This window comes from Corallococcus sp. AB045 (genome assembly GCF_003668895.1).
Taxonomy (GTDB): domain Bacteria; phylum Myxococcota; class Myxococcia; order Myxococcales; family Myxococcaceae; genus Corallococcus; species Corallococcus coralloides.
On the sequence record NZ_RAWN01000052.1, the window covers coordinates 1 to 21,809 of the forward strand.

At 70.4% G+C, this 21,809-nt stretch carries 18 protein-coding genes; 8 read left to right on the forward strand and 10 right to left on the reverse strand.

Annotated elements, in window-relative coordinates; translation table 11 throughout:
- Window positions 1–32: 32 nt before the first annotated feature.
- The 4 genes from D7Y21_RS14975 to purF all read right to left on the reverse strand — a co-directional run bounded on the left by D7Y21_RS14975 (window position 33) and on the right by purF (window position 5,898).
- Complete coding sequence (locus D7Y21_RS14975; protein ID WP_121713949.1) at window positions 33–1,358, reverse strand: TolC family protein; 1,326 nt, start codon at window positions 1,356–1,358, stop codon at window positions 33–35.
- Window positions 1,359–1,515: 157 nt separating this feature from the next.
- Window positions 1,516–2,883, reverse strand: a complete 1,368-nt coding sequence (locus D7Y21_RS14980) for a sigma-54 dependent transcriptional regulator (protein WP_120561995.1) — start codon at window positions 2,881–2,883, stop codon at window positions 1,516–1,518.
- The gene (locus D7Y21_RS14985; protein ID WP_233612109.1) at window positions 2,880–4,514 is read right to left on the reverse strand and encodes a sensor histidine kinase; all 1,635 of its coding nucleotides are present in this window, start codon (window positions 4,512–4,514) and stop codon (window positions 2,880–2,882) included. The genes D7Y21_RS14980 and D7Y21_RS14985 overlap by 4 nt, the downstream gene beginning before the upstream one ends.
- A 1-nt stretch (window position 4,515) precedes the next feature.
- Window positions 4,516–5,898, reverse strand: coding sequence for an amidophosphoribosyltransferase (gene purF / locus D7Y21_RS14990; RefSeq protein WP_233591428.1), 1,383 nt, complete (start codon window positions 5,896–5,898; stop codon window positions 4,516–4,518).
- A gap of 167 nt (window positions 5,899–6,065) precedes the next feature.
- On the opposite strand from purF, the gene D7Y21_RS14995 reads away from it, so the two are divergent.
- Window positions 6,066–7,382 (forward strand): neutral/alkaline non-lysosomal ceramidase N-terminal domain-containing protein, encoded by a 1,317-nt coding sequence (locus tag D7Y21_RS14995; protein ID WP_120561992.1) that lies wholly within the window; start codon window positions 6,066–6,068, stop codon window positions 7,380–7,382.
- Window positions 7,383–7,519: 137 nt separating this feature from the next.
- Window positions 7,520–8,377 (forward strand): neutral zinc metallopeptidase, encoded by an 858-nt coding sequence (locus tag D7Y21_RS15000; RefSeq protein ID WP_121713953.1) that lies wholly within the window; start codon window positions 7,520–7,522, stop codon window positions 8,375–8,377.
- A gap of 9 nt (window positions 8,378–8,386) precedes the next feature.
- Here the strand turns inward: D7Y21_RS15000 and D7Y21_RS15005 are convergent, their stop codons facing one another.
- Window positions 8,387–8,824, reverse strand: a complete 438-nt coding sequence (locus tag D7Y21_RS15005) for a hypothetical protein (RefSeq protein ID WP_121713955.1) — start codon at window positions 8,822–8,824, stop codon at window positions 8,387–8,389.
- Between the two features lie 352 nt (window positions 8,825–9,176).
- Here D7Y21_RS15005 and D7Y21_RS15010 point away from each other — a divergent pair, with 352 nt between their 5' ends.
- Together D7Y21_RS15010 and D7Y21_RS15015 are read left to right on the forward strand one after the other, a co-directional pair.
- Window positions 9,177–10,703 (forward strand): parallel beta-helix domain-containing protein, encoded by a 1,527-nt coding sequence (locus D7Y21_RS15010; RefSeq protein ID WP_120561989.1) that lies wholly within the window; start codon window positions 9,177–9,179, stop codon window positions 10,701–10,703.
- 39 nt (window positions 10,704–10,742) lie between these two features.
- On the forward strand, window positions 10,743–11,954 hold the full coding sequence (locus D7Y21_RS15015) for an SO2930 family diheme c-type cytochrome (RefSeq protein ID WP_233612110.1): 1,212 nt from the start codon (window positions 10,743–10,745) through the stop codon (window positions 11,952–11,954).
- A 3-nt stretch (window positions 11,955–11,957) separates the two neighbouring features.
- Here the strand turns inward: D7Y21_RS15015 and D7Y21_RS15020 are convergent, their stop codons facing one another.
- Window positions 11,958–13,244 carry a dicarboxylate/amino acid:cation symporter gene (locus tag D7Y21_RS15020; RefSeq protein WP_121713959.1) on the reverse strand — a complete coding sequence of 429 codons (1,287 nt, stop codon included), beginning with the start codon at window positions 13,242–13,244 and terminating at the stop codon, window positions 11,958–11,960.
- A 162-nt stretch (window positions 13,245–13,406) separates the two neighbouring features.
- Between D7Y21_RS15020 and D7Y21_RS15025 the strand changes: the two genes are divergently transcribed.
- Window positions 13,407–13,601 (forward strand): hypothetical protein, encoded by a 195-nt coding sequence (locus D7Y21_RS15025; protein WP_121713960.1) that lies wholly within the window; start codon window positions 13,407–13,409, stop codon window positions 13,599–13,601.
- A 24-nt stretch (window positions 13,602–13,625) separates the two neighbouring features.
- A complete protein-coding gene (locus D7Y21_RS15030; protein ID WP_121713992.1) occupies window positions 13,626–14,339 on the forward strand; it encodes a S8/S53 family peptidase in 714 nt (237 codons plus the stop codon).
- Window positions 14,340–14,360: 21 nt separating this feature from the next.
- Here the strand turns inward: D7Y21_RS15030 and D7Y21_RS15035 are convergent, their stop codons facing one another.
- Complete coding sequence (locus tag D7Y21_RS15035; RefSeq protein ID WP_121713962.1) at window positions 14,361–16,475, reverse strand: catalase; 2,115 nt, start codon at window positions 16,473–16,475, stop codon at window positions 14,361–14,363.
- A 140-nt stretch (window positions 16,476–16,615) separates the two neighbouring features.
- The gene (locus D7Y21_RS15040) at window positions 16,616–17,638 is read right to left on the reverse strand and encodes an NADP-dependent oxidoreductase (protein WP_121713964.1); all 1,023 of its coding nucleotides are present in this window, start codon (window positions 17,636–17,638) and stop codon (window positions 16,616–16,618) included.
- Between the two features lie 196 nt (window positions 17,639–17,834).
- Between D7Y21_RS15040 and D7Y21_RS15045 the strand changes: the two genes are divergently transcribed.
- Both D7Y21_RS15045 and D7Y21_RS15050 read left to right on the forward strand, forming a co-directional pair.
- A complete protein-coding gene (locus D7Y21_RS15045) occupies window positions 17,835–18,395 on the forward strand; it encodes a Uma2 family endonuclease (RefSeq protein WP_121713994.1) in 561 nt (186 codons plus the stop codon).
- Window positions 18,396–18,491: 96 nt separating this feature from the next.
- Window positions 18,492–19,670 (forward strand): metallophosphoesterase, encoded by a 1,179-nt coding sequence (locus D7Y21_RS15050; RefSeq protein WP_121713966.1) that lies wholly within the window; start codon window positions 18,492–18,494, stop codon window positions 19,668–19,670.
- Here the strand turns inward: D7Y21_RS15050 and D7Y21_RS15055 are convergent.
- A complete protein-coding gene (locus tag D7Y21_RS15055) occupies window positions 19,648–20,766 on the reverse strand; it encodes an alpha/beta fold hydrolase (protein ID WP_233612111.1) in 1,119 nt (372 codons plus the stop codon). The two genes, D7Y21_RS15050 and D7Y21_RS15055, sit on opposite strands and share 23 nt — an antisense overlap.
- 114 nt (window positions 20,767–20,880) lie before the next feature.
- Window positions 20,881–21,738 carry a hypothetical protein gene (locus D7Y21_RS15060; protein ID WP_120561982.1) on the reverse strand — a complete coding sequence of 286 codons (858 nt, stop codon included), beginning with the start codon at window positions 21,736–21,738 and terminating at the stop codon, window positions 20,881–20,883.
- Window positions 21,739–21,809 lie beyond the last annotated feature (71 nt).

Sequence of the window (21,809 nt, forward strand, 5' to 3'; positions counted from 1 at the left end):
GTTCATGGGGGGGCTTTCTGGAAGGGGGGAGATCAGGAACGGGGGTTGTTCAGCGTTTCCGGTGCGCGTGGACCGGCGGCGCTGGCCCGGGCGATGGCGATGGTGAGGCGGTAGGCGGTCTGGTCCAGGTCGGCCGCGTGCAACACCAGCTCTCCGTAGGTCCGGCGCGCGAGGAGCAGGTCCTGCAACGCCGCGCCTCCGGCCTTCACCGCCGCGTCCAGGCGCTGCACCACGCCTTCGGCCAGCGGCAGCGTCTGCGTGTGGAGCTTCTGCCGGCGCTCCTGCACGGATCGCAGCTGCTGGTTCAGCGTGTCCGTTTCGCGCGAGGCCTGGGCCGTGAGCAGCTCCCGCGCGGCCCTCGCGGACTGGGCGCTCGCGCTGGCGGCGTGCGCGTCCGCCTGACCGTGGTCGAAGAGAGGGAGCGGAATCGACAGGCCCACGAAGAGGGAGTTCTTCTGGTTGCCGGAGATCATGAACTGGTCTCGCGTGTAGCCAGCTCGCACCGTCGGATCCGGAATCCAGCGGCGCTGCGCCAACGTCAGCGAGGACCGCGCGGAGTCCTCCTGCGCGCTCAGGGCCCGCAGGTCCGGCCGGGCTTCGATGGCGGCGGGCGCGGGTCCTCGGTCGAGCCTCGCCTGGAGGAAGGCCATTGCCCGCTCGTGGCTTCCGAACGGCTCACACGGGATGCCCGCGAGCTGCGCGCAGGCGAGCAGCGCATCCGTGAGCTTCACGCGCTCCTCTCCCAGCGACGTCTCCAGCGACTGCGCCTCCAACGTGGAGCGGTCCACGTCCAGGCCCGCGGCGTCGCCGTGCTGCTGTCTGGCGCGTTGCAGGTCCGTGAGCTTCAGCGCGTCGTCGGTGAGCTTCGTCAGCTCCGCGATGCGCACCTCCGTGGTGGCCACTTCCGCCGCCCGCTCCAGCACGTCGTACGTGCGGGCCCTCAGCGCGGCGTGCACGTCCAGCGTGGTGGCGGACAGCGCCGCCTTCGCCGCGTCCTGACGCGGGCCCCGCTTGCCCAGCTCCACCAGCTCCGACACACCCACGACGTAGTTGGGCACGTCGTCCAGGCGGCGCAGGCCCGGCGGGTTCGTGGCGCCAATGGGGATGGTGTTCATCGACACGTCCAGCTCCGGATTGGGCAGCAGGTGCGTGCGCTGGTGATCCGCTCGCGACGCCGCGAGGCGGGCACGGTCGTCCGCGAAGTCCGCGGAGTGCTCCCAGAGGAGCTCCGCCAGACCGTCGTCGTCCGGCAAGGTGGAGAGCAGCAGCGTGGCGGAGGACGTGGGGTGCTGCTCGGCACCGGCGGTGAGGCCGACCAGGGTGCCCAGGGCGATGAGTGCGGGGAGGGAACGGCGCAAGCGGCAGGCTCCGGTGAGAATCCGGAGGAGCCCCTTCGCAAGCCGTGTGCCCGGCCTGGCCCCAGCAAATCCGCGCGGATGCGGCGCCGCGCGACTTCAAAATCCTTTCAGCGCCCGGGACTTCAAAATCCTTTCATCGCGGGCACTGCAAATCGCTTCAGGTGTCGCCCAGGCGCTTGAGGAAGGTCGGATAGGACAACCCGAGCGCCTTCGCCGCCTCCATGCGCCGGCCACCCAGCCGCTCCAGGACCCAGCGCACGTAGGCCTGCTCCAGGTCCTCCATGGGCACGGGCTCCGTCACGCTGAAGGCTCCCGGCGCCACCGCGGCCGGTGCCTCCACCTTCACCGCGCCGCTCACGGAGGGCGTGCCGCCAAGCACCTCCAGCTCCAGCTCCGGTCCAGGCTCCAGCACCAGCGCCCGCTCCAGGATGTTGCGCAGCTCGCGCACGTTGCCCGGGAACGCATAGGCCGCGAGCCTCGCGCGGGCCTTCGCTCCCAGACTGACGTCGCGCCGGCCCAGCTCACGGCCCAGGTCCGCGAGCATCCCTTCCGCCAGCGGGAGGATGTCCTCGCGCCGCTTTCGCAGCGGGGGGATGTCGATGCGGAACACACCCAGGCGGAACCAGAGGTCCTCGCGGAAGTTGCCGCCCGACATCTGCTTCGGCAGGTCCCGGTTGGTGGCGGCCACGATGCGCGCGGTGCTCGTCTGCTCCGTGGTGCCGCCCAGCCGGCGGAAGCGCCCTGAGTCCAGGAACGTCAGCAGCTTCGCCTGGAGCGGGAGCGGCAGCTCGCCCACTTCATCCAGGAAGAGCACGCCGCCGTGGGCCACCTCCACCAGCCCGCGCCTCGCGGAGCGCGCATCGGTGAAGGCGCCCTTCTCGTGGCCAAACAGCTCGCTCTCCACCGTCTGCTCGGGCAGGGCCGCGCAGTTGATGTGCACGAAGGGCGCGCCCCCGTCCTTCGACGCGAGCGCATGCAGGTGCCGAGCGAGCTGCTCCTTGCCCACGCCCGTCTCGCCCAAGAGCAGCACCGGGCTTCGCGGCGACGCGGCGATGCGCTCCAGCATCGCGAACACCCGCTGCATCGCGGCGGACGTGGGGGGCACCAGCCGGCGGCGGCCGGACAGCTCCGCCTCCGCCGTCTCCAGGCGGTCCCTCAAACGGCTCGCGTCCACGGCCCGGCGCGCGCGCAGCACCAGGTCCGCCAGCTCCACGGGCTTGGCCAGGTAGTCCGCCGCGCCCGCTCGCACCGCGTCCACCGCGCTGGCGATGTCCCCGTGCGCCGTCACCATCACCACCGCCACGCCGGGCGCGTGCGCCTTCAGCTCGGGCAGGAACGAGAGCCCGTCTCCGTCCGGCAGGCGGCGGTCCAGCACCAACAGCACGGGCGTGGCCTTCGCGAGCGACGCGCGGGCCTCGTGCAGCGAGTGCGCCACCGTGAGGCTGAAGCCCTCGCGTTGCAGCGCCACCGCCGCGACGGTCGAGAAGGCGCGGTCATCATCCACCAAGAGGACGGGGAGGCTCATGGCCGGGGCACTCGGGGAAGGTGGAGGAGGAAGCGGCTGCCGTCGGGGAGGCGCTCGAAGGTGAGCTGTCCGCCCTGATGCTCCAGCGCCTGGCGTGTCATTGCCAGCCCCAGGCCGATGCCCTTGGGCTTGGAGGTGTGGAAGGGCTCGAAGAGGTGCCCCTCCACGTCCGGCGGCGGCCCGCCCCCGTTGTCCTCCACCGTCACCACCGCGACGTCCGCGTCCAGGCGGGCTCGCACGCGCACCTGGGGTTCGGTCACCTTGCCCAGGTCCTTGGCCGCCACCGTGGCCTCCATCGCGTTGCGCACCAGGTTGTCCAGCGCGGTGGTGAGGAGCAGCGGGTCGCAGGACAGGGGCGCCGCGTCCGGGGGCACGTCCACGTCCACGCGCACCTCACCCGCCTCCGGCAGCGAGCGCAGGCCCTCCACCACGTCACGCACCAGCTGGGACAGGTTCACGTCCACGCGGCGCACGACGGGCGGCTTGCCGAAGTTGAGCAGCGACGTGGCCAGGTGCGCCAGCCGGTCAATCTGCCCGTGCAGCGTGCGCACCACGAGCCCACCCTCGCCTTCAGGAGAGACGAGGCCCGTGGCGGCCTTGAGGCCGTTGAGGGAGTTCTTCACCTCATGCGCGATGAGGCTGGCGGCGCTGCCCAGCGCGGCCATCTTCTCCTGCCGAGCGGAGCGCGATTCGACCTCGCGGAACAGGCCGTAGACGCGGCGCCAGTGGACGGTGAAGAGCACCAGCGTGCCCACCTGGAGCAGCGCCAGCACCAGCAGCTGCACGAGGAAGCGGTCGCGCAGCCCGGACAGCAGAGCTGTCTCATCCGCGGCGAGCACCAGGTGCAGCCCCGTGCCGGGCACGGGCGTGGCGGTGAGGAAGGTCTCCGGCATCGCGTCCAGGGACGGGGGCCGGACGCCCTCGCGGATGAAGTCGCGCAGCTCCCCGGACGCTCGCGACACGTTGGCCCACGAGGGCGGCGCGCTCGGCAGGAAGAGGTCTCCCGAGGCGTTGAGGACGAGCAGCTCCAGGTCGTTGCTCAGGGGCCGTCCGCCCGGCAGCGCCGTCCCCGTGTCCAGCAGGCCCGCGAGCACCGCGGTCGTTTCGCCCGCGCGCACCACCGGCACCGCGACGACGAAGAGGGACGCGCCCGGCGCGATGGCGTCCACCACCGACGTCTGGCGCGCGAGCACCTGCTGGAACCAGGGGCGCGTGGCGAAGCCGTCCTGGGCTTGCGCCTCGTCGAGCGGCGGGTCGCTCCATCGCAGCTTGCCCTGCGCGTCCAGCACCATCACGCCCGCGTGGAAGAGGCCGGCGCGGGGCGTGGTGAGGTCCTGGAGGTCCTCGGTGGGCAGTTCGCGCTTCACGTCCGGGCCCACGCCTTCGGACACGCGCAACAGCTCCGTCTGGAGCAGCTTCAGGTGCAGGCCCAGCGCCTCCGCGTAGACGCGGGCCTCGCGCGTCATGCGGGACTGGAACTCCGCACGGGCTCCGGCGACGTCACTTCGGTAGGAGAGCAGCGGCCCCGCGACGGCGACCGCGCCCAACAACACGAGGCCCGCGACGACGGAGCGGACGAACTGCCGCTCCGCCTGGGCGAGCCCGGGCCGGCCCGAAGGCGCGGCTGACACCTCAGGCGCTGAGCTTGGTGGCACCCGCGCTCTGGGACAGCTTTTCGGTGAGGTACTGCCCGGAGAAGCACGCGGTGCAGTAGGTGCTCCGCTTCGGGTCCTCCACCGCCGTGCCCAGGCCCTCCAGCGACAGGTAGCCCAGGGAGTCCGCCGTCACGTACTTCGCGATCTCCTCCGTGGTGTGGCTGGCCGCGATGAGCTCCGTGCGGCTGGGCGTGTCGATGCCGTAGTAGCAGGGCCACTGCGTGGGCGGCGACGAGATGCGCAGGTGCACCTCCACGGCGCCCGCGGCCTTGAGCATCTTCACGATCTTGCGGCTGGTGGTGCCGCGCACGATGGAGTCGTCCACCACCACCACGCGCTTGCCCTTGAGCACCTGGCGCACGGCGGACAGCTTCAGCTTCACGCCGAAGTGGCGGATGGACTGCTGCGGCTCGATGAAGGTGCGGCCCACGTAGTGGCTGCGGATGAGGCCCACGTCGTAGGGGATGCCGCTCGCCTGCGAGAAGCCGATGGCCGCGGGCACGCCCGAGTCCGGCACCGCGATGACCAGGTCGGCCTCCGCGGGCTGCTCGCGCGCCAGCTGCATGCCCAGGCGCTTGCGCACCTCGTACACGCTGCTGCCGAAGAGCACCGAGTCCGGCTTGGCGAAGTAGACGTGCTCGAAGATGCAGCGGCCCAGCCGGGGCGCGGGCTTGAAGGGCATGCTGGAGCGCAGCACGCCGTTCTCGATGACGACCAGCTCGCCCGGCTCCAGCTCGCGCACGATTTCCGCTTCGATGAGGTCCAGCGCCGTCGTCTCGCTGGCGAGCACGTACGCGCCTTCCTTCATCTTGCCCAGCACCAGCGGCCGGAAGCCGTTGGGGTCGCGCACCGCGATGAGCTTGTCCTCGGTGAGGAGCAGGATGCTGTACGCGCCCTCCACCCGGCGCAGCGCCTCCACGAGGCGCGCCTCGAAGGTGGGCTGCTTGGAGCGGGCGAGGAGGTGCATCACCACCTCCGTGTCCGCGTCCGACTGGAACAGCGCGCCCTCCGACTCCAGCTCCGCCTTGAGCTCCACCGCGTTCACCAGGTTGCCGTTGTGCGCGATGGAGAACTGGCCGCCCGCGTAGTTCACGAACAGCGGTTGGGCGTTCTTGATGCCGCTGCCACCCGCCGTGCTGTAGCGCACGTGGCCGATGGCCGCCTTGCCGGGGAGCCCTTCAATCACCGGCGCGGTGAAGATGTCCGCGACCAGGCCCATCTGCCGGTGCGCGCGCAGGGTGTTCCCGTCGGACGCGACGATTCCGGCGGACTCCTGTCCGCGGTGCTGCAGGGCGTGCAACCCCAGGTACGTCAGGTTGGACGCCTCTCCGTGACCCACGATTCCGAAGATGCCGCACATGGCGCGCTGCCTTACCCCTTTCGACCTCGAAGCGGAACAGGAACGCACGCCTTGAAGGTGGGTATTCCACCATCAGCCGACGTCGGCCCTTGTAGGCCAGGCAAGGTGCCGTGGCCTGAAAGGTAGGAGCCGCCTGGAAGCGCCGAGGGGTTACGCTGCCCTCCGGCATGTCCTCTTCCCGGCGCTCCTTCCTCCGTCCCTTGCTGCCCTTCGCCTTGCTAACGGCCGGGGCCGCCTACGCGCTCGCCTCCTGGAACTGGTGCGGGAAGTGGGAGGAGCGCACGCCCGAGGTGCTGTCACAGGTGCGTGGCGAAGGCCCCCTGCGCGCGGGCGCGGCGAAGGTGGCCCTCTCCCCTCCCTATCCGGTGGTGGTGGCGGGCTACGTCCCACCCCGGCCCGAGGCGAGCCAGGCCGAGCTCCCCCTCCATGCGAGGGCCCTGGTCCTGGAGGCCGGTGGCGCGCGTGTGGGCGTGGTGTCGCTGGAGCTGCTCCTGGTGACGCCGGAAATCACGGCGCGGGTGCGCGAGCGCGCCGCGAAGGCCGGGGTGAAGGAGGTGCTGGTGGTGGCCACGCACACGCACTCCTCCTTTGGAGGCTACGACGCGCGGTGGGCGGCCCAGCTCTCCGGCACGGGGCGCTACCGGGAGGCGTCCGTGAACGCGGTGGTGGAGGGCGCGAGCGAGGCGCTGGAGAAGGCCGCGGCCTCCATGAAGGACGTGACACTGGAGGTGGGCGGCGCCGCGGACGCGGGGCTCGTCCATTCCCGCTCCGGTGGGGATGCCCCGGACGGCCAGCTCACGCGGGCGGTGTTGCGCGGAGCGGAGGGGCCCGTGGCGGAGGTGCTGGTGTTCGCCGGCCACGCCACGCTCATTCCCCGGCAGCGGGAGTTGTTGGATCCGGACTTCCCGGGCCGGCTGAGCGCGCTGCGCGAGGAGGCTGGCAGTGGCGTCACGCTGCTCGTGCAGGGTAGCGAGGGCAATGCGACCGTGTCCTTCAACGAAGGGCAGGGCCCCGAGCGCGCCCTGGGCTTCGCGCGCAAGCTGTCGGCTCTGGCGGACGGGGCGGCCCCGGCGTCCGTGGAGACGCCGGTGCGGCTGGCGTTCGCGCGCGTCCAGACGGCGCTGCCCCGGCCGGACTCGTCGCGGCTGGTGCCCGCCTTCACCCGCGCGGCGGGGGACAACTTCCTGTGCGGTTCGTCACCGCGCGAGGCGGAGGTGGACGCGCTGGCGCTGGGGCCCCTGGAGCTCTTGTCCATTCCGGGTGAACCCACCGTGGGCGCGGGCCGGGCGCTGGCGGACCTCACCGGGGCCACGCACGTGCTGGGGCTCGCCAACGGCTACGTGGGCTACCTGGACACGCCGGAGCGGGTGCGCGAGGGCCAGGGCGAGTCCCGGCGCCAGTACTTCGGTCCCGCGCTGCTGGAGCGCCTGGGCACGGCCGCGCGTGTGGCCTCCGGCGCGGTGGGCTTCTCTCCCAACAAGTAGGCGCGGCGAAGGCCCGTCCGCCTGCCTGCCCTGCGGACCTCCTGACATCCGGCAGCCCTGGGGCCGCACCGTCGCTGACGGAGGGCCCGCTGCCTACCTTGGTCCTCGGATCGTCTTCGCGAGACAGGGGGCACGGGATGAGGTGGGAAGGCGGACGTCGCAGCTCGAACATCGAGGACCGGCGGGGTGGTGGCTTCGGACGCCCGCTCGCGGTGGGCGGTGGCGCCGCGTCACTGGTGGTGGCCCTGCTGGTGATGCTGCTGGGCGGCGACCCGTCCGACGTGCAGATCGGCACGCGCACCTCTCCCTATTCGCAGCCGGGCACGGGCGGCTCCGGGAACGTGGAGCCGCGGCAGGAGGAGCTGAAGGACTTCGCCTCCGTCGTGCTCGCGGACACCGAGGACACGTGGCCCGGCCTGCTGGAGCCCCAGGGCGTGCGCTACGTGCAGCCGCACATGGTGCTCTTCTCGGACGCGGTGCAGTCCGCGTGCGGCATGCAGGAGAGCGCGGTGGGGCCCTTCTATTGTCCGGGCGACCAGAAGGTGTACCTGGACCTGAGCTTCTTCGACGAGCTGGAGAGCCGCTTCGGCGCGCCGGGTGACTTCGGCCGCGCGTACGTCATCGCGCATGAGGTGGGGCACCACGTGCAGAACCTGCTGGGCGTCTCCCGCAAGGTGCAGTCCCTGCGCAACCGCGTGAGCGAGGAGCAGGCCAACCAGCTCTCCGTGCTGACGGAGCTCCAGGCGGACTGCTTCGCCGGCATCTGGGCCCACCACGCGCAGAAGGCGCGGAACATCCTGGAGCAGGGTGACGTGGAGGAGGGCCTGGGCGCCGCCAGCGCCGTGGGCGACGACACCCTCCAAAAGCGCGCCCGGGGCCATGTCGTCCCCGAGTCCTTCACCCATGGCTCCGCCGCGCAGCGCATGACCTGGTTCAAGCGCGGTCTGGAGCAGGGGACGCTGGAGGCGTGCGACACCTTCAACGCCCGGCGGTAGCCAACGCGTTCAACGGTGGCGCAGCGGCTGCTGCTGCGTCCCCATGAGCGGCTGCTGGAGCTGGTACGTCCCATTCAGCGGCTGCTGGAGCTGGTAGCTGCCGATGAGCGGCTGCTGGAGCTGGTAGCTGCCGATGAGCGGTTGCTGGATCTGGTAGCTGCCGACGAGCGGCTGCTCGAGCTGGTACGAACCGGCCATCGGCTGTTCGCGCTGGTACGAGCCGGCGAGGGGCTGCTGGAATTGGTACGCGTCGGCGGGCGGCTGATACCAGTAATTGTCCCAGAAGGCGTTGGTGCCGGAATCACTTGTCAGTGATTGTTGGCCGTCCAGGTTCTGCGAATCATTGCCTTCCGGGGCAGTCATCGCTTCGTCCTGCTGCGCCAGGACCGGCATGGCCGGACCTGACGCGAGCGCCACCACCAGGGTCACCAGGGGGCCAGTGCGCATGGGCGTCCTCGTTCTTTCCGTCGCGGGAGAGGGGAGCCGCGCCGCGACCTCCTTCTCAAGATGACCGCGCGGGTCGGCTCCGGGGAGCACGGCGCTCATGCCCGCGAGCCTGTCCGGGCGCCTGTCATGGGGCCGTGCGTCATTCGCATTCCGGACACATTGCGAACGATAGGCTTACCGCGTGCGCGTGCTTTTTTGAGCGTGACTGAAGGGACGCTGCGTCAAAGCACAAGCGTGAAACTTGTGCTTGTCGTCAGTGTGTCTTTGCTCCGAGCATGCCGCCTTCCCGCTGCTTCGCGGGCCGCGGGCGCTTCCCCGTGGCCCATGCGGAGCGGCCTCGCGGAGGAACGACATGCCCCGTTTGCAGTGGATTCGCGCTACGCGCGCGACCGTTCTGGCCCTGGTGGGGGCCCTCTCGCTGACCGGCTGCCCGGAAGAGGAAGACACCACGCCGGACTCGGGCGTGAAGGTGGACGCGGGTACGAACACGGACGCGGGCAGCGACGCGGGAAGCGTGGACACGGGCATCCCCTGGGACGGCGGCAGCGCGGGCGACTTCTCCTGCGAGGGCAAGACCCAGACGACGCTGAACTTCGCGCCGGGCCAGGAGGAGGCGCTCCAGGACCAGGTGAACACGCTGGCCGAGTGCACCACCGTCCAGTTGGCGGCGGGCACGTACACCTTCGACAACGCCATCACCATCCGCCAGAACGGCATCACGCTGGTGGGCGCGGGCAAGGGCACGAAGGGCGAGGGCACGGGCGGAGCGCAGAGCACGGTGCTGGTGTTCACCCACGCCGCGTCGAACTCCAACGGCCTGGACGTGGTGGGCAACCGCTTCACGGTGAGCGACCTGGCGGTGTGGAACGCGAAGAAGGACGCCATCCGCGTGGAGTCCTCCACCGACGTCGTCATGCGCCGCGTGCGCACGGAGTGGGCGGAGGCCGACAAGGAGGACAACGGCAAGTACGGCCTGTACCCGGTGAAGTCCAAGTACGTCCTCATCGAGGACTGCGAGGCGTACAACGCCGCGGACGCGGGCATCTACGTGGGCCAGACGGAGTACGCCGTCGTGCGCAACAGCGTGGCGAAGCAGAACGTGGCGGGCATCGAGATCGAGAACACGAAGTACGCCTACGTGCTGGGCAACACGGCTCAGGACAACACCACGGGCCTGGTGGTGTTCGACCTGCCGGGCAACCCCATCATGGGCACCGACATCCGCGTGAAGAACAACACCATCACCGGCAACAACCGGCACAACTTCGCCTCCGTCGCGGCCAGCAGCAGCACGGTGTCTCAGGTGCCGGCGGGCACCGGCACGTTCATGCTGGCGTCGCGCCGCGTGGAGCTGACGGGCAACATCTGGGGCAACAACAACACGGTGGACGTGGCGGTGCTGAGCGGCCTCACCATCGAGGATGACACCGCGCTGTGGGCGGCGGGTGGCTTCAACTTCGAGAGCTCGGACATCTACATCCACGGCAACACCTTCCAGGGTGGCAGCGGCGACAACGTGGACAACGGCAACCTGAGCCCGCAGCTGCGGCCCCTGGGCGCGGCCCTGGCGGCGCTCTACACCTACGGCGAGATGCAGGGCGCGAAGGGCGTGGAGCACCTGGTGTGGGACGGCGTGGACCCCTACGGCCATCCCCGCACGCTGGTGAACCCCATCAACATCTGCTTCACCGACAACACGCTGCCCTCGGGCACCGTCAACGCCATCGCGGACCTGGACCTGGTGTCGGCGGGCGCGGCCGCGGCCACGGGCAACTTCGCGGGCGGGTGGGCCCTCACGCGGCACTACCCGGCCACGAAGGCGGAGTTCGCCTGCTCGGGCTTCAGCCCCGCGCTGACGATTGGCGACTTCATCCAGTAACCGAGGTCAGGGAGCGTGACACCCATGTGGACGTCGTTCGTGAGCCCCCGTCTCTCCGTGGTGCTGCTGGCGTTGACGCTGGCGGCCTGCGGTTCCTCCGACCCGGAAGGCCCCGGGCCCACACCCGACTCGGGGACCTCCGTGCCGGATGCCGGAACGGGGGACGCGGGTGAACCGGACGCGGGCACGGATGCCGGAACGCTGGATGCGGGCGCTCCGGACGCGGGGCCCGTGGACGCGGGGGCTCCGATGGTGATCCCCAACGCGCTGTCGGGCTTCGGGCTGTTCACCGGAAGCCCGGCGGACGGGGGGCTCATCCCGGTGGAGGGCAACCTGCCCTACACCCTGTCCACGCCGCTGTTCTCCGACTACTCGGTCAAGTCACGCACCCTCTACATCCCCCCCGGCAAGACGGCGCACTACCAGCCCGTGGACGCGCTGGACCTGCCGGTGGGGACGCTCATCACGAAGACGTTCGCCTTCCCGGCGGACCTGCGGAATCCGGACCAGGACGTGCGGGTCATCGAGACGCGCGTCCTGGTGCACCAGCCTTCCGGCTGGGAGGCGTGGCCGTACGTCTGGAACACCGAGCAGACGGAGGCCACGCTGGCCACCGGCGGCCGTGTGCGGGACGTGACGTTCATCGACCTGGAGGGGGAGACCCGGTCGTTCCGGTACGCGGTGCCCTCCAAGAACCAGTGCCAGCAGTGCCACCACCTGGTGGACGCGCAGGGGACGCAGGTGATGCACCCCATTGGCGTGAAGGCGCGCTACCTGCACCGCACGAACACCTACGGCGGCGTGGAGCGCGACCAGCTGGAGTACCTGGCGTCGCTGGGCAAGCTGGACGGGCTGCCCGCCCAGGCGGAGCTGCCGAAGGCGCCGGACGCGTTCGACCCGCAGGCGGCGAGCCTGGACACGCGGGCGCGCACGTACCTGGACATCAACTGCGCGCATTGCCACAACCCGAAGGGCACGGCGGGCATCACCAGCCAGCTGTTCCTCAACTTCGACAACACCAGCCTGTTCAGCCTGGGCGAGTGCAAGCGCCCGGGCTCCGCGGGCGCGGGCGTGGGCGGCGAGTTCGACATCGTCCCCGGCAAGCACGACGAGTCCATCCTCTGGTACCGGCTGCACACGGAGGAGTCCGGCAAGATGATGCCGCAGATTGGCCGCACGATTCACCACGCGGAGGGCTCGCAGCTCATCGCGGATTGGATCGACTCGATGCCCGCCAAGACCTGCAAGTAGCGCTCAGGCGGCCGGCGACGGGGGCTGGGGCTCTTCCTCCAGCCCCACGTTGCTGGACGCGCGGTTGTAGACGGCCAGGTCCAGCAGGCCCTCCTCGCGGGCCACCAGGACGGGCACCAGCATCTGGCCGGTGACGTTGGTGAGGGTGCGCATCATGTCCAGCACCCGGTCGATGGCCAGCAGGTAGCCCAGCCCCTCCAGGGGCAGCCCCGCGGCGCTGAGGACGACGGTGGTCATCACCACCGCCGTACCGGGCACGCCCGCGGTGCCGAAGCTGCCCAGCACGGACGCCAGCAGGATGATGAAGAGCTGGGGCGCGGACAGCGTCAGGCCGAAGTATTGCGCGATGAAGAGCGACGTCATCGCCGGGTAGATGGCGCCGCAGCCGTCCATCTTGATGCTGGCGCCCAGCGGCACCGCGAACGCCGCGTAGTCCCGGTCCACGCCCAGGTTGTGGGTGATGCTGCGCAGGGCCACCGGCATGGACGCGAAGCTGGAGGAGCTGACGAACGCCACCTGCATGCCCGGTGCGGCGCCCCGGAAGAAGCGCAGCGGGTTGAGCCCGTGCGCCGCGAGCAGCCCGCCGTACACAAAGACGACGTGCACCGCGCACGCGAGGTACAGCGTGAGGACGAAGGTGCCCAGGGGCAGCAGGCGCTCGAAGCCATACGTGCCCACCAGCGCGGCGATGAGGCCGAAGGTGCCCAGCGGCGTCAGCTCCAGCACGAAGCGGGTGACTTGAATCATCGCCTCGCTGGCCTCGCCCACGAGCGTGCGCAGGCGGGCGGTGCGGTCCCCCAGCTTCACCAGCGCGAAGCCCAGCAGGCCCGCGAAGAAGATGACCTGGAGCATCTTGCCCTCCGCCAGCGCGGCGAAGGGGTTGGTGGGCACCACGTCCAGCAGCACCTGCACGGGGCCGGGCACCTGGCGGGGCTTGAAGTCGCTGGCCGCCTGGAGCGTGCCCACGCCCAGGCCGGGCTTCGTGAGGGCGGCGGTGCCCAGGCCCACGCCCACGGCCAGCGCGGCGGTGACGGCGAACCAGAGGAAGGTGCGGCCGCCCAGCGCCGCCACGCTCTTCTGGCCGCGCAGCGCGGACACCGCGTGGATGACGGCGAAGAACACCAGCGGTGTGGCGATCATCCGGATCAGCTGGACGTAGAGTGTGCCCAGCGGCTGGAGCCACGTGCCGGCGCGGTCGCCCATCGCCCATCCAGCGAGCGCGCCCAGCACGAAGGCGCCCAGCACGCGCTGCCAGAAGGGGATGCGGAACCAGCGGGCCCAGAGCTTCATCGCGAGACACCTCTCACACCGGCGGACCGGCAGACCCTAACCCCCTCGCGGGTCCAGCGCCGCGTTCCCCTCCGCGGGACGCCCCACATCATTGCGACCCGCTCCCCGGCCCCCTAGGCTCCGGACTGCTTTTCCCTCCAATCCAACGCCGGGAGTGCTCCCTTGAAATTCACGAGCAAGGACGTGTCGAAGCTGCTGGAGGACGTGAGCGGGTCCGAGGACCTCATCGGGTACGCCTGCGCCACGTCGTACATGAACGGCTACCAGTGGACCTGGAACGGCACCCAGTGGGTGGGCACCTATTACCCCACGTCGCTCAAGATGCCGGTGGGTGAGGACTCGTCCGGCTCCTGCTAGGCGATGCTCCTGGGTCCTGCTCCCGTGAAGGTCGCCATCGTGGACAGCGGTGTGTCGGTGGGCTTCCTTCGCGGGGCGGGGCTGTCGCTCGCCGGGGCCGCGAGCTTCACGGTGGACCGGGAGGCGCGGCGCCTGGAGTCCTGCGTCCACTCGCGTGAGGAGCTGGCGGCCTGGCGCGGCGGCGACTCCGTGTTGGAGGACCTGGAGGACTCGCACGGCCACGGCACCGCGGTGCTGAGCATCCTGATGGAGCAGGGCCGTCCCCGTACCGATGTCGAGTGGTACGTCGCGCGCGTGCTGGATGGCCGGATGCGCGGCGATTCGCTGTGCCTGCTGGAGGCGCTGGAGTGGCTGACGCAGGACGTGCGGCCGGACCTCATCAACCTGAGCCTGGGCACCGTGGGCCGCGCGTTCGAGGCGCCCCTCACCGCGCTGCTGGACCGGGCGGTGGAGCAGGGCAGCGTGGTGCTCTGCGCCGCGGGTCCCGTGTCGGGCCTGCCATCCGGGCTGCCGTCGGTGGTGACGGTGGCGGACGCAGCCATGGCCCACGCGCTGAGGAAGGGAGACATCGTGGACCACGTCGAGGACGCGGCCACGGTGCGGCTGTACGCGGACGGCGCCTGGTGCGAGCGCCCCATCACGAGCAGCTACGCCTGTGCCCTCGCGGCGGCGCGGGTGCTGCGCGAGGGCTGTCCTCCCGGGTGGCGGCGCGTCACCGCGTCACAGCGGACGCGGTGACGGCCCTCTTCGCGTAGGACCTCAGGCCGGGACGCGGTCGTTGTCCTTGCGGTCCCAGTGCCGGTGCTTCGCGAGCGCCTTCGCGAACGCGGTGGCCAGCGCCGCGCCGGCTCCGGCCTTGGAGCCCGCGACGACGCCGGGCGAGGCCGGGTCGATTTCACAGGCCTTGAGCAGCTCCTCCGCGTCCTTGGACGCGCCCACCGTCTTGCAGTGTCGGTAGGCCTCCTGCACGAAGTGGCGCGACTCGCCGTCCTTCTTCAGCGTGGCCACGCTCGCGGCGCCGCCGGGGATGAAGACGCCGTCGTACTCCACGGAGGCCGTGGTCATGGCGCTCTTGTCCACCGGCACGTCCTTGCCGTTGGAGGCCTTCACCGTGCCCAGGCGCTTGGCGATGACCTTCAGCTGCGCGCCCCCTGCCTCCAGCTCCTTGCGAAGCGCCATCAGTTCGTCCGCGTCCACGCCATCCGCGACGAGCACGCCAATCTTCCGCGTCTTGATGGACGGCGGCATGGCCAGCTTCATCGCCTCCATGCTCAGGGCCTTGGACGCGGGAGGACCCTTGGGCGTGACGGGCGTGGCCTTGGGGGCGGGCAGGCCCAGCCCCTCCGCCACGGCGGACACCAGCAGGGCGTCGATCTTCGCGAAGTGCTCCAGCACGCGCTCCTGGATGGCCTTCGTCTCCACCTTGCCCAGCTCGAAGCGGCACGCGTCGATGAGGTGCTGCTGCTCCGGTTCGGACAGGCTGCGGAAGAAGAGGCCCGCCTGGCTGTAGTGGTCGTTGAAGGAGGCGGAGCGCTCGCGCACCTTCTTCCCGCTCACCTGCTCCGGGTGGTGCACGTAGCCGCCCTGCTGCTGGGAGGCGAGGAACGGGCAGCCACCGCCCAGTGAGTTGGGGAAGTAGTTGGCGCGGCCCACGTTGCTCGTGTGCCGGCCGAAGCCGTCCTGCTGGTGGTTGTGCACCGGCGCCACCGGGCGGTTGATGGGGATCTCCGCGAAGTTCGGCCCGCCCAGGCGCGTCAGCTGCGTGTCCAGGTACGAGAAGAGCCGCGCCTGCATCAGCGGATCATCCGTGAAGTCGATGCCCGGCACGATGTTGGACACGCAGAAGGCGACCTGCTCCGTCTCCGCGAAGAAGTTGGTCGGGTTGCGGTTGAGCGTGAGCTTGCCCACCGGCTGCACCGGGACAAGCTCCTCCGGGATGAGCTTGGTCGCGTCCAGCAGGTCCACGCCCAGGGCCTGCGCGTCCTTCTCCTCCAGGATTTGAACGCCCAGCTCGTACTCGGGGAAGTCGCCCTGCTCGATGGCCTCGAAGAGGTCGCGGCGGTGGAAGTCCGGGTCCTTGCCGGCCAGCTTCTGCGCCTCGTCCCAGACGAGCGAGTGCGTGCCCAGGAGCGGCTTCCAGTGGAACTTCACGAAGCGCGCGGTGTTCTTCTCGTCCACGAAGCGGAAGGTGTGGACGCCGAAGCCCTGCATCATCCGGAAGCTGCGCGGGATGGCGCGGTCGGACATGGTCCACATGACCATGTGCATGGTTTCCGGGACGAGCGACACGAAGTCCCAGAAGGAGTCATGCGCCGTCTGCGCCTGGGGAATCTCGTGGTGGGGCCCCGGCTTGGCGGCGTGGATGATGTCCGGGAACTTGATGCCGTCCTGGATGAAGAAGACGGGGATGTTGTTGCCCACCAGGTCGAAGTTGCCTTCCTCCGTGTAGAACTTCACCGCGAAGCCGCGCACGTCGCGCACGGTGTCCGCGGAGCCGCGCGAGCCCGCGACGGTGGAGAAGCGCACGAACACGGGCGTCTTCTTGGCCGGGTCCTGGAGGAACTTCGCGCGGGTGTACTTCGCCTGCGATTCATACACCTGGAAGTAGCCGTGGGCGCCCGCGCCGCGCGCGTGGACGACGCGCTCGGGGATGCGCTCATGGTCGAAGCGGGTGAGCTTCTCGCGGAGGTGGAAGTCCTCCAGGAGCGTGGGACCGCGGGCGCCAATCCTGAGCGAATCGTCGGTGTGCTCGACGCGGATGCCCTGGTCCGTGGTGAGGAAGTTGCCCGTGGGCTCCGAACGGTCCCGCGCGAGCTGCTGGTCCTTGCTCTTCTCATCCACGCGTACCGCGTCCGGCTGTTTCTGTGAGGTCACCGCACCGCCTCCTTCAAGGGGCGTGCAGGGTGCCGGACGCGGTGGACGCCGCACGTCTTGTGTCCCGCGTCTGGGAGGTGCAGGACGCAAGGCGGCGGCGGTGTCCGGTGGCGGTCGTTCGCGGCGTTGGCCAGCGAGCGTCAGGCGTCCTTCGCCAGGCGCACCAGCATCTTGCCGGTGTTGTCCCCGCGCAGCAGGCCGATGAAGGCGTCGGGGGCCTTGTCCAGGCCGTCCACGATGGTGGAGACGTCCTGGATCTTGCCCTCGCGCAGCCACTGGCCCACGTCGCGCAGGAAGTCCGCCCGGCGGTCCGCGTGGTCGGAGACGATGTAGCCCTGGAGCGTGAGGCGCTTGCCCACGGCGAGCATCAGGTTGCGGGGGCCGGGCGAGGGGGCGGTGGCGTTGTACCCGGAGATGGCGCCGCACAGGACGAGTCGGCCGTGGTTCTTCATCAGGCCGATGGCGGCCTCCAGGTGGTCGCCGCCCACGTTGTCGAAGTAGACGTCGATGCCGTCCGGGCACGCCTTGGCCAGGGACTCGGCGATGGGGGCGGTCTTGTAGTTGATGGCGGCGTCGAACTTCAGGTCGTCACGGAGGTGCTTCACCTTCGCGTCGGAGCCGGCGCTGCCCACCACGCGGCAGCCCTGGATGCGGGCAATCTGGCCCACGACGCCGCCCACGGCGCCCGCGGCGGCGGACACGAAGACGGTGTCGCCAGCCTTCGGCTTGCCGATGTCGAGCAGGCCCACGTACGCCGTCATCCCCGGCATGCCGAGCACGCCGAGGTACGCGGAGAGCGGGCCCACGGACGGGTCGGCCTTCTGGTAGTGCTTCGCGGGGGCGACGGCGTATTCGCGCCAGCCGCCGGTGCCCGCGACGACGAAGTCGCCTTCCTTGAAGTCCGGCGAGCGCGAGCGGATCACCTGACCCACGCTGCCGCCATCCATGACCTCGCCCAGCTTGAAGGGCGGGACGTAGGACTTCGCGTCGTTCATGCGGCCGCGCATGTACGGATCCACGGACATGAAGTGGTTGCGCACGAGGAGCTGGCCCTCGGCGGGTTCCGGGACGGAGACCGTGGCGAACTCGAAGTTGTCCGGCGTGGGTTCACCGTGCGGGCGGGACTTCAGGCGGATTTCACGTCCCTGGAGCGGCGTGGCCATGAGGGGGCCTTTCGTGAAGGGGATGGATGCGCGGGCCTCTTAACCGCCGCGTGGATGCGCAGCAGGGAATTGGACGGGGAATCCGAGGAAGATGTGTAGGGTAGGACGTTGGACGTGTGTCCTGTCATGTCGGACAGGCGTGCTACCTCCCGGCGTCATGGATAGAGTGATGGGCGGCGAGGAATGGGGAGACGTGATGGGAAAGAAGCCAGCGACCTACGCGGACCTGGAGGCGCTTCCCGAGCATGTCGTGGGGGAGCTCGTCGCAGGGGAGCTGTATGCAAGCCCACGGCCGACAGCGAGGCATGCATCCGCGGCCATTCGACTCAGCAGCGAACTTGTAGGGGCCTTCCAGCGGGGACGTGGTGGGCCCGGTGGATGGGTGTTCCTGGGCGAGCAGGAACTGCACCTCCATCAAGATGTCCTGGTTCCAGACCTCGCGGGCTGGAGGTTGGAACGGATGCCCGATGTTCTCGAAACAGCAGCGACGTCTCTCGCTCCGGACTGGGTCTGCGAGGTGCTGTCTCCATCCACCCGGAAGCTGGATCGCGAGGCGAAACTGCCCGTCTACGCGCGCGAGGGCGTGCGGCATGTCTGGTTGATGGATCCGCAGAGACGCACGCTGGAGGTGTTCAGGCTGAAGGACGGAAGGTACGAAGCCCTGCTCACGCACACCGGCGTTGCTCCCGTGCGGGCGGAGCCCTTCGATGCGGTGGAGCTGGACCTCGCGTTCATCTGGGGCCGCACGATGAGCTGACGCAGTCGTTCGCTTCCTGGCGCTGATGCTCCCGGGGCGGCCGGCCGAGCACGGATTCAGGTGCGCTTGGGCTCAATGCGCGGGAGGCTTGCTCCCATGCCGCTGTCTCCGTTCTCGCTCCTCATCGCGCTGGGTGCCGTGCTCGGGCACCTGTACCTGTTCCGGCGGCTTGTGTGGAATCTCACGTCCCGCCGTGGGCCCCGGCTTGTCGCCGCGCTCGTGCTGGGCTTCATGACGCTGGTGCTGATTGCGCGGCGATATCTCCAGCGCACGCTTCCGGAGGCTCCTGGCGACGTCGTGGAGCTGGTGTCCTATTCGTGGATGGGGGTGGCGCTGTGCCTGGTGCTCGCGCTCGCGGGCGTCGACCTGGGCCGGGCCGTGTTCGCTTTGGGACGCCGGCTTCGTCCCACCGTCACCGCTCCCTCCGCGCCCTCCGTGGATGCCGAACGGCGGCGCTTCCTGTCGCAGGCGACCGCGGGTGGGGCTCTTGCCTTGGGTGGGGGACTGGCGGGGTATGGGAGCTGGCGCGCGTTCACCGTCCCGGAGGTCACGGAGGTGGTGGTTCGCATTCCGAAGCTGCCCCGCTCGCTGGACGGCTTCAGCATCGTGCAGCTCACCGACCTGCACGTGGGCCCCTTCATCCAGCGGCGCTTCATGGACGAGCTCGTGCGGCGGGCCAATGCGCTCAAGCCGGACCTGGTCGCCATCACCGGTGACATGGTGGATGGCACCGTGCCCCGCCTGGGCGGCTTCGTCGCGGCGCTCGGTAACCTCCATGCTCGCTACGGGAGCTTCTTCGTCACCGGCAACCATGACTATTCGTCCGGCGCGGAAGACTGGGTGGCGCACCTGGGCTCGTTGGGCATTCCTTCACTGCGCAACCGGCACGTTCGCATTGGCGACGCGGGCGGCGCGTTCGACCTGGTGGGCGTGGATGACTGGCACGGCGGCCGGCGCCTGGGACAGAAGGGCTATGACCTGGACCTGGCGCTCGTGGGCCGTGACCCCGAGCGCGCCGCGGTGCTGCTCGCGCACCAGCCCGCCAACTTCAAGGTGGCCGCGGAGCGTGGCGTGGACCTTCAAATCTCCGGTCACACCCATGGCGGCCAGCTCTTCCCCATGACCGCGCTCATCGGGCTGAACTGGGAGCACTCCGCCGGTCACTACCGGCACGGCGATTCACACATCTACGTCAGCCGGGGCTGCGGCTTCTGGGGGCCCCCCATGCGGCTGGGCAGCCCCCCGGAGCTGGTCAAGCTGGTGCTGACTTCGTGAGGAACGCGTCCAGCGCGGCGTTCACCGCGTCCGGATGGTCCAGTTGGATCCAATGTCCGGCGCCCTCCACCACCTGGTGCGCCACGCCTTCCCCCAACCGGTGGAGGCTGTGCGGCGTGTCGTTGTCCGGCGCGACGAGTGAGAACTTCGGCCCCGGGTAGCGCGCGAGCGCCGCCGTCAGGTCGAAGCGCAGGCTGGAGCGCTGCACGGCCGTCACGGCGGACAGCGGTGTGGCGTCCAGGTCCGCCAGCAGCCGCTCGCGCACGTCCGCGCGCGGCCCCGCCATCTGCGCCCAGTCCTGCCGCACCGCCTGCGCCACGTCCGGCGCGTCCAGCGAGGCGAGGTACGCGGCCACCTGCTCCTCGGGATGACTGCGCGCGTCCGTCATCGGATCCACCAGGAACAGGCCCGCCACCTGCCGGGGATTCTCCCCCGCGTACGCCAGCGTCACGCCCCCGCTGATGCTGTGCCCCACCAGCACGAAGCGGCGCAGCCCCAGCGCTCGCACGACCGCGGAGATGTCCCCGGCGAGCGACTCCAGCGTGTAGTCCTCCGGCTCCGGAACGGTGGAGCCCCCGTGGCCGCGCAGCTCCAGCGCGATGCCTCGGCGGCCCTGGCGGGCCAGGTGCTCCAGCTGCGCCTGCCAGTGGGACGCGTTGCCCGCGAGCCCGTGCACGAAGACGATGGGCAATGCCTTCCCATCACCGCCGGTGTCCACCAGCCGCAGGTCGCCCGCGGGCCCCGCCACCCGGAAGTCGTCGAAGCGGATCCGCTGGGGTTCGAAGGCCTGTCCTTCCGCGAAGGGGACCTCGTAGTGGGTGACGTGCAGGTCCCGGTCGATGAGGTAGCGGTCGTCCTCCGGGAAGAAGATGGCGCGCTCCGGCGAGTCCCCCGCGAAGCGCTTCACCGCGTCCATGGACTCCCACAGGGTGACGAGGAGGAACTCCGCGCGCCCGTCCGCCACCTTGCGCAGACAGTACGCGGCCAGGTTGCCCGGCGTGCGCCGGTAGTGCGTGAGGCCCGTCTGGTGGAGATAGGCGAGGTAGGCGTCGGCGTCCTCCGCCTTCGTCACTCCGCGCCAGGTGCGTGCGAGCATTCCAGGTTCCTCGTGCCGGAAAAAGATGGAGCCGCGCATGTAGCGCGCCCGGTGGGAGGACGGCCACCTCTCGCTGGCCCGGGCGTGGGCGGGACGACACCTGGCTCGGGGGATTCAGCGCGGCGCGGGCGTCGCGGTGCTCGTGGCGCCGAACGCGGGCGGTGAGGCGTTCAGCGGTCCTACCGCGTAGGTGCCGTCGTAGCCGTCCGGGTCCTCCGCCTTCTTCTGGAGCGTGATGCCCGCGGCCTGCGCTTCGCCCCGGCTTCGCAGGGGCTGCTGGCCACAGGTGTCCGCCGTCATGCCCCGGCAGATCCACGCGGAGCCCCCGGCGTTCGCCAGGTCGAGCGACACCAGCCCGGGCTCCGCTTCGAGCAACCGGTGCGTCATGAACTGGAGCTTCTCGTCCCAGGGCGCGCCCACGTCGCGGCGCGCGTGCAGGTTGCCCACGAGCACGATGAAGGTGTCCCCGCGCGCTTCGCTCCGCGCCTGACGGAGCTGCGCCGCCATCGTGTCGTCGCGGTCCTTGCCACCCGCGTCGAAGGCCACCACCCGCAGCGGCAGCCCCGAGTGCCTCAACTCCCTCGCGCGCTCCAGCAGCTGTCGCATGGCTCCGCTGCTGCGGCCGTCCTGCACCTCGCGACGCCAGAAGGCACTGTCGGGAGGGCCCTCGGCATCGCCCGCGATGAACGCGTCCAGGCGCGCCTGCTCCTCCACCGGGAGCTCCAACGCCAGCCGCACCGGCTGTCCCGCCGCCGCCGCGTGACACGCCAGCCGCGCCGCGAAGGCCGGAGCCTCCTGCGTGCCGTGAATCTCTCCCAGCACGACGAAGGCCGCGGGCTTGAGCACCGCCTCCATGCCGGGAATCACCGGACCGCAGTCCGCCTTCGCGGGTGCCGCCGGTGCTTCTCGCGCGGTCCGGCACCCCGCCAGGAGACAGGTGGCCAACAGCAGGGACGTGGGGGAAAGGCGCATGGGCGTGGAGCCTCCTGGGAGGAGAACGGGAAGCCCCAGTCTCCTCCAGCCCCGCGCCCCTGGAAACACGA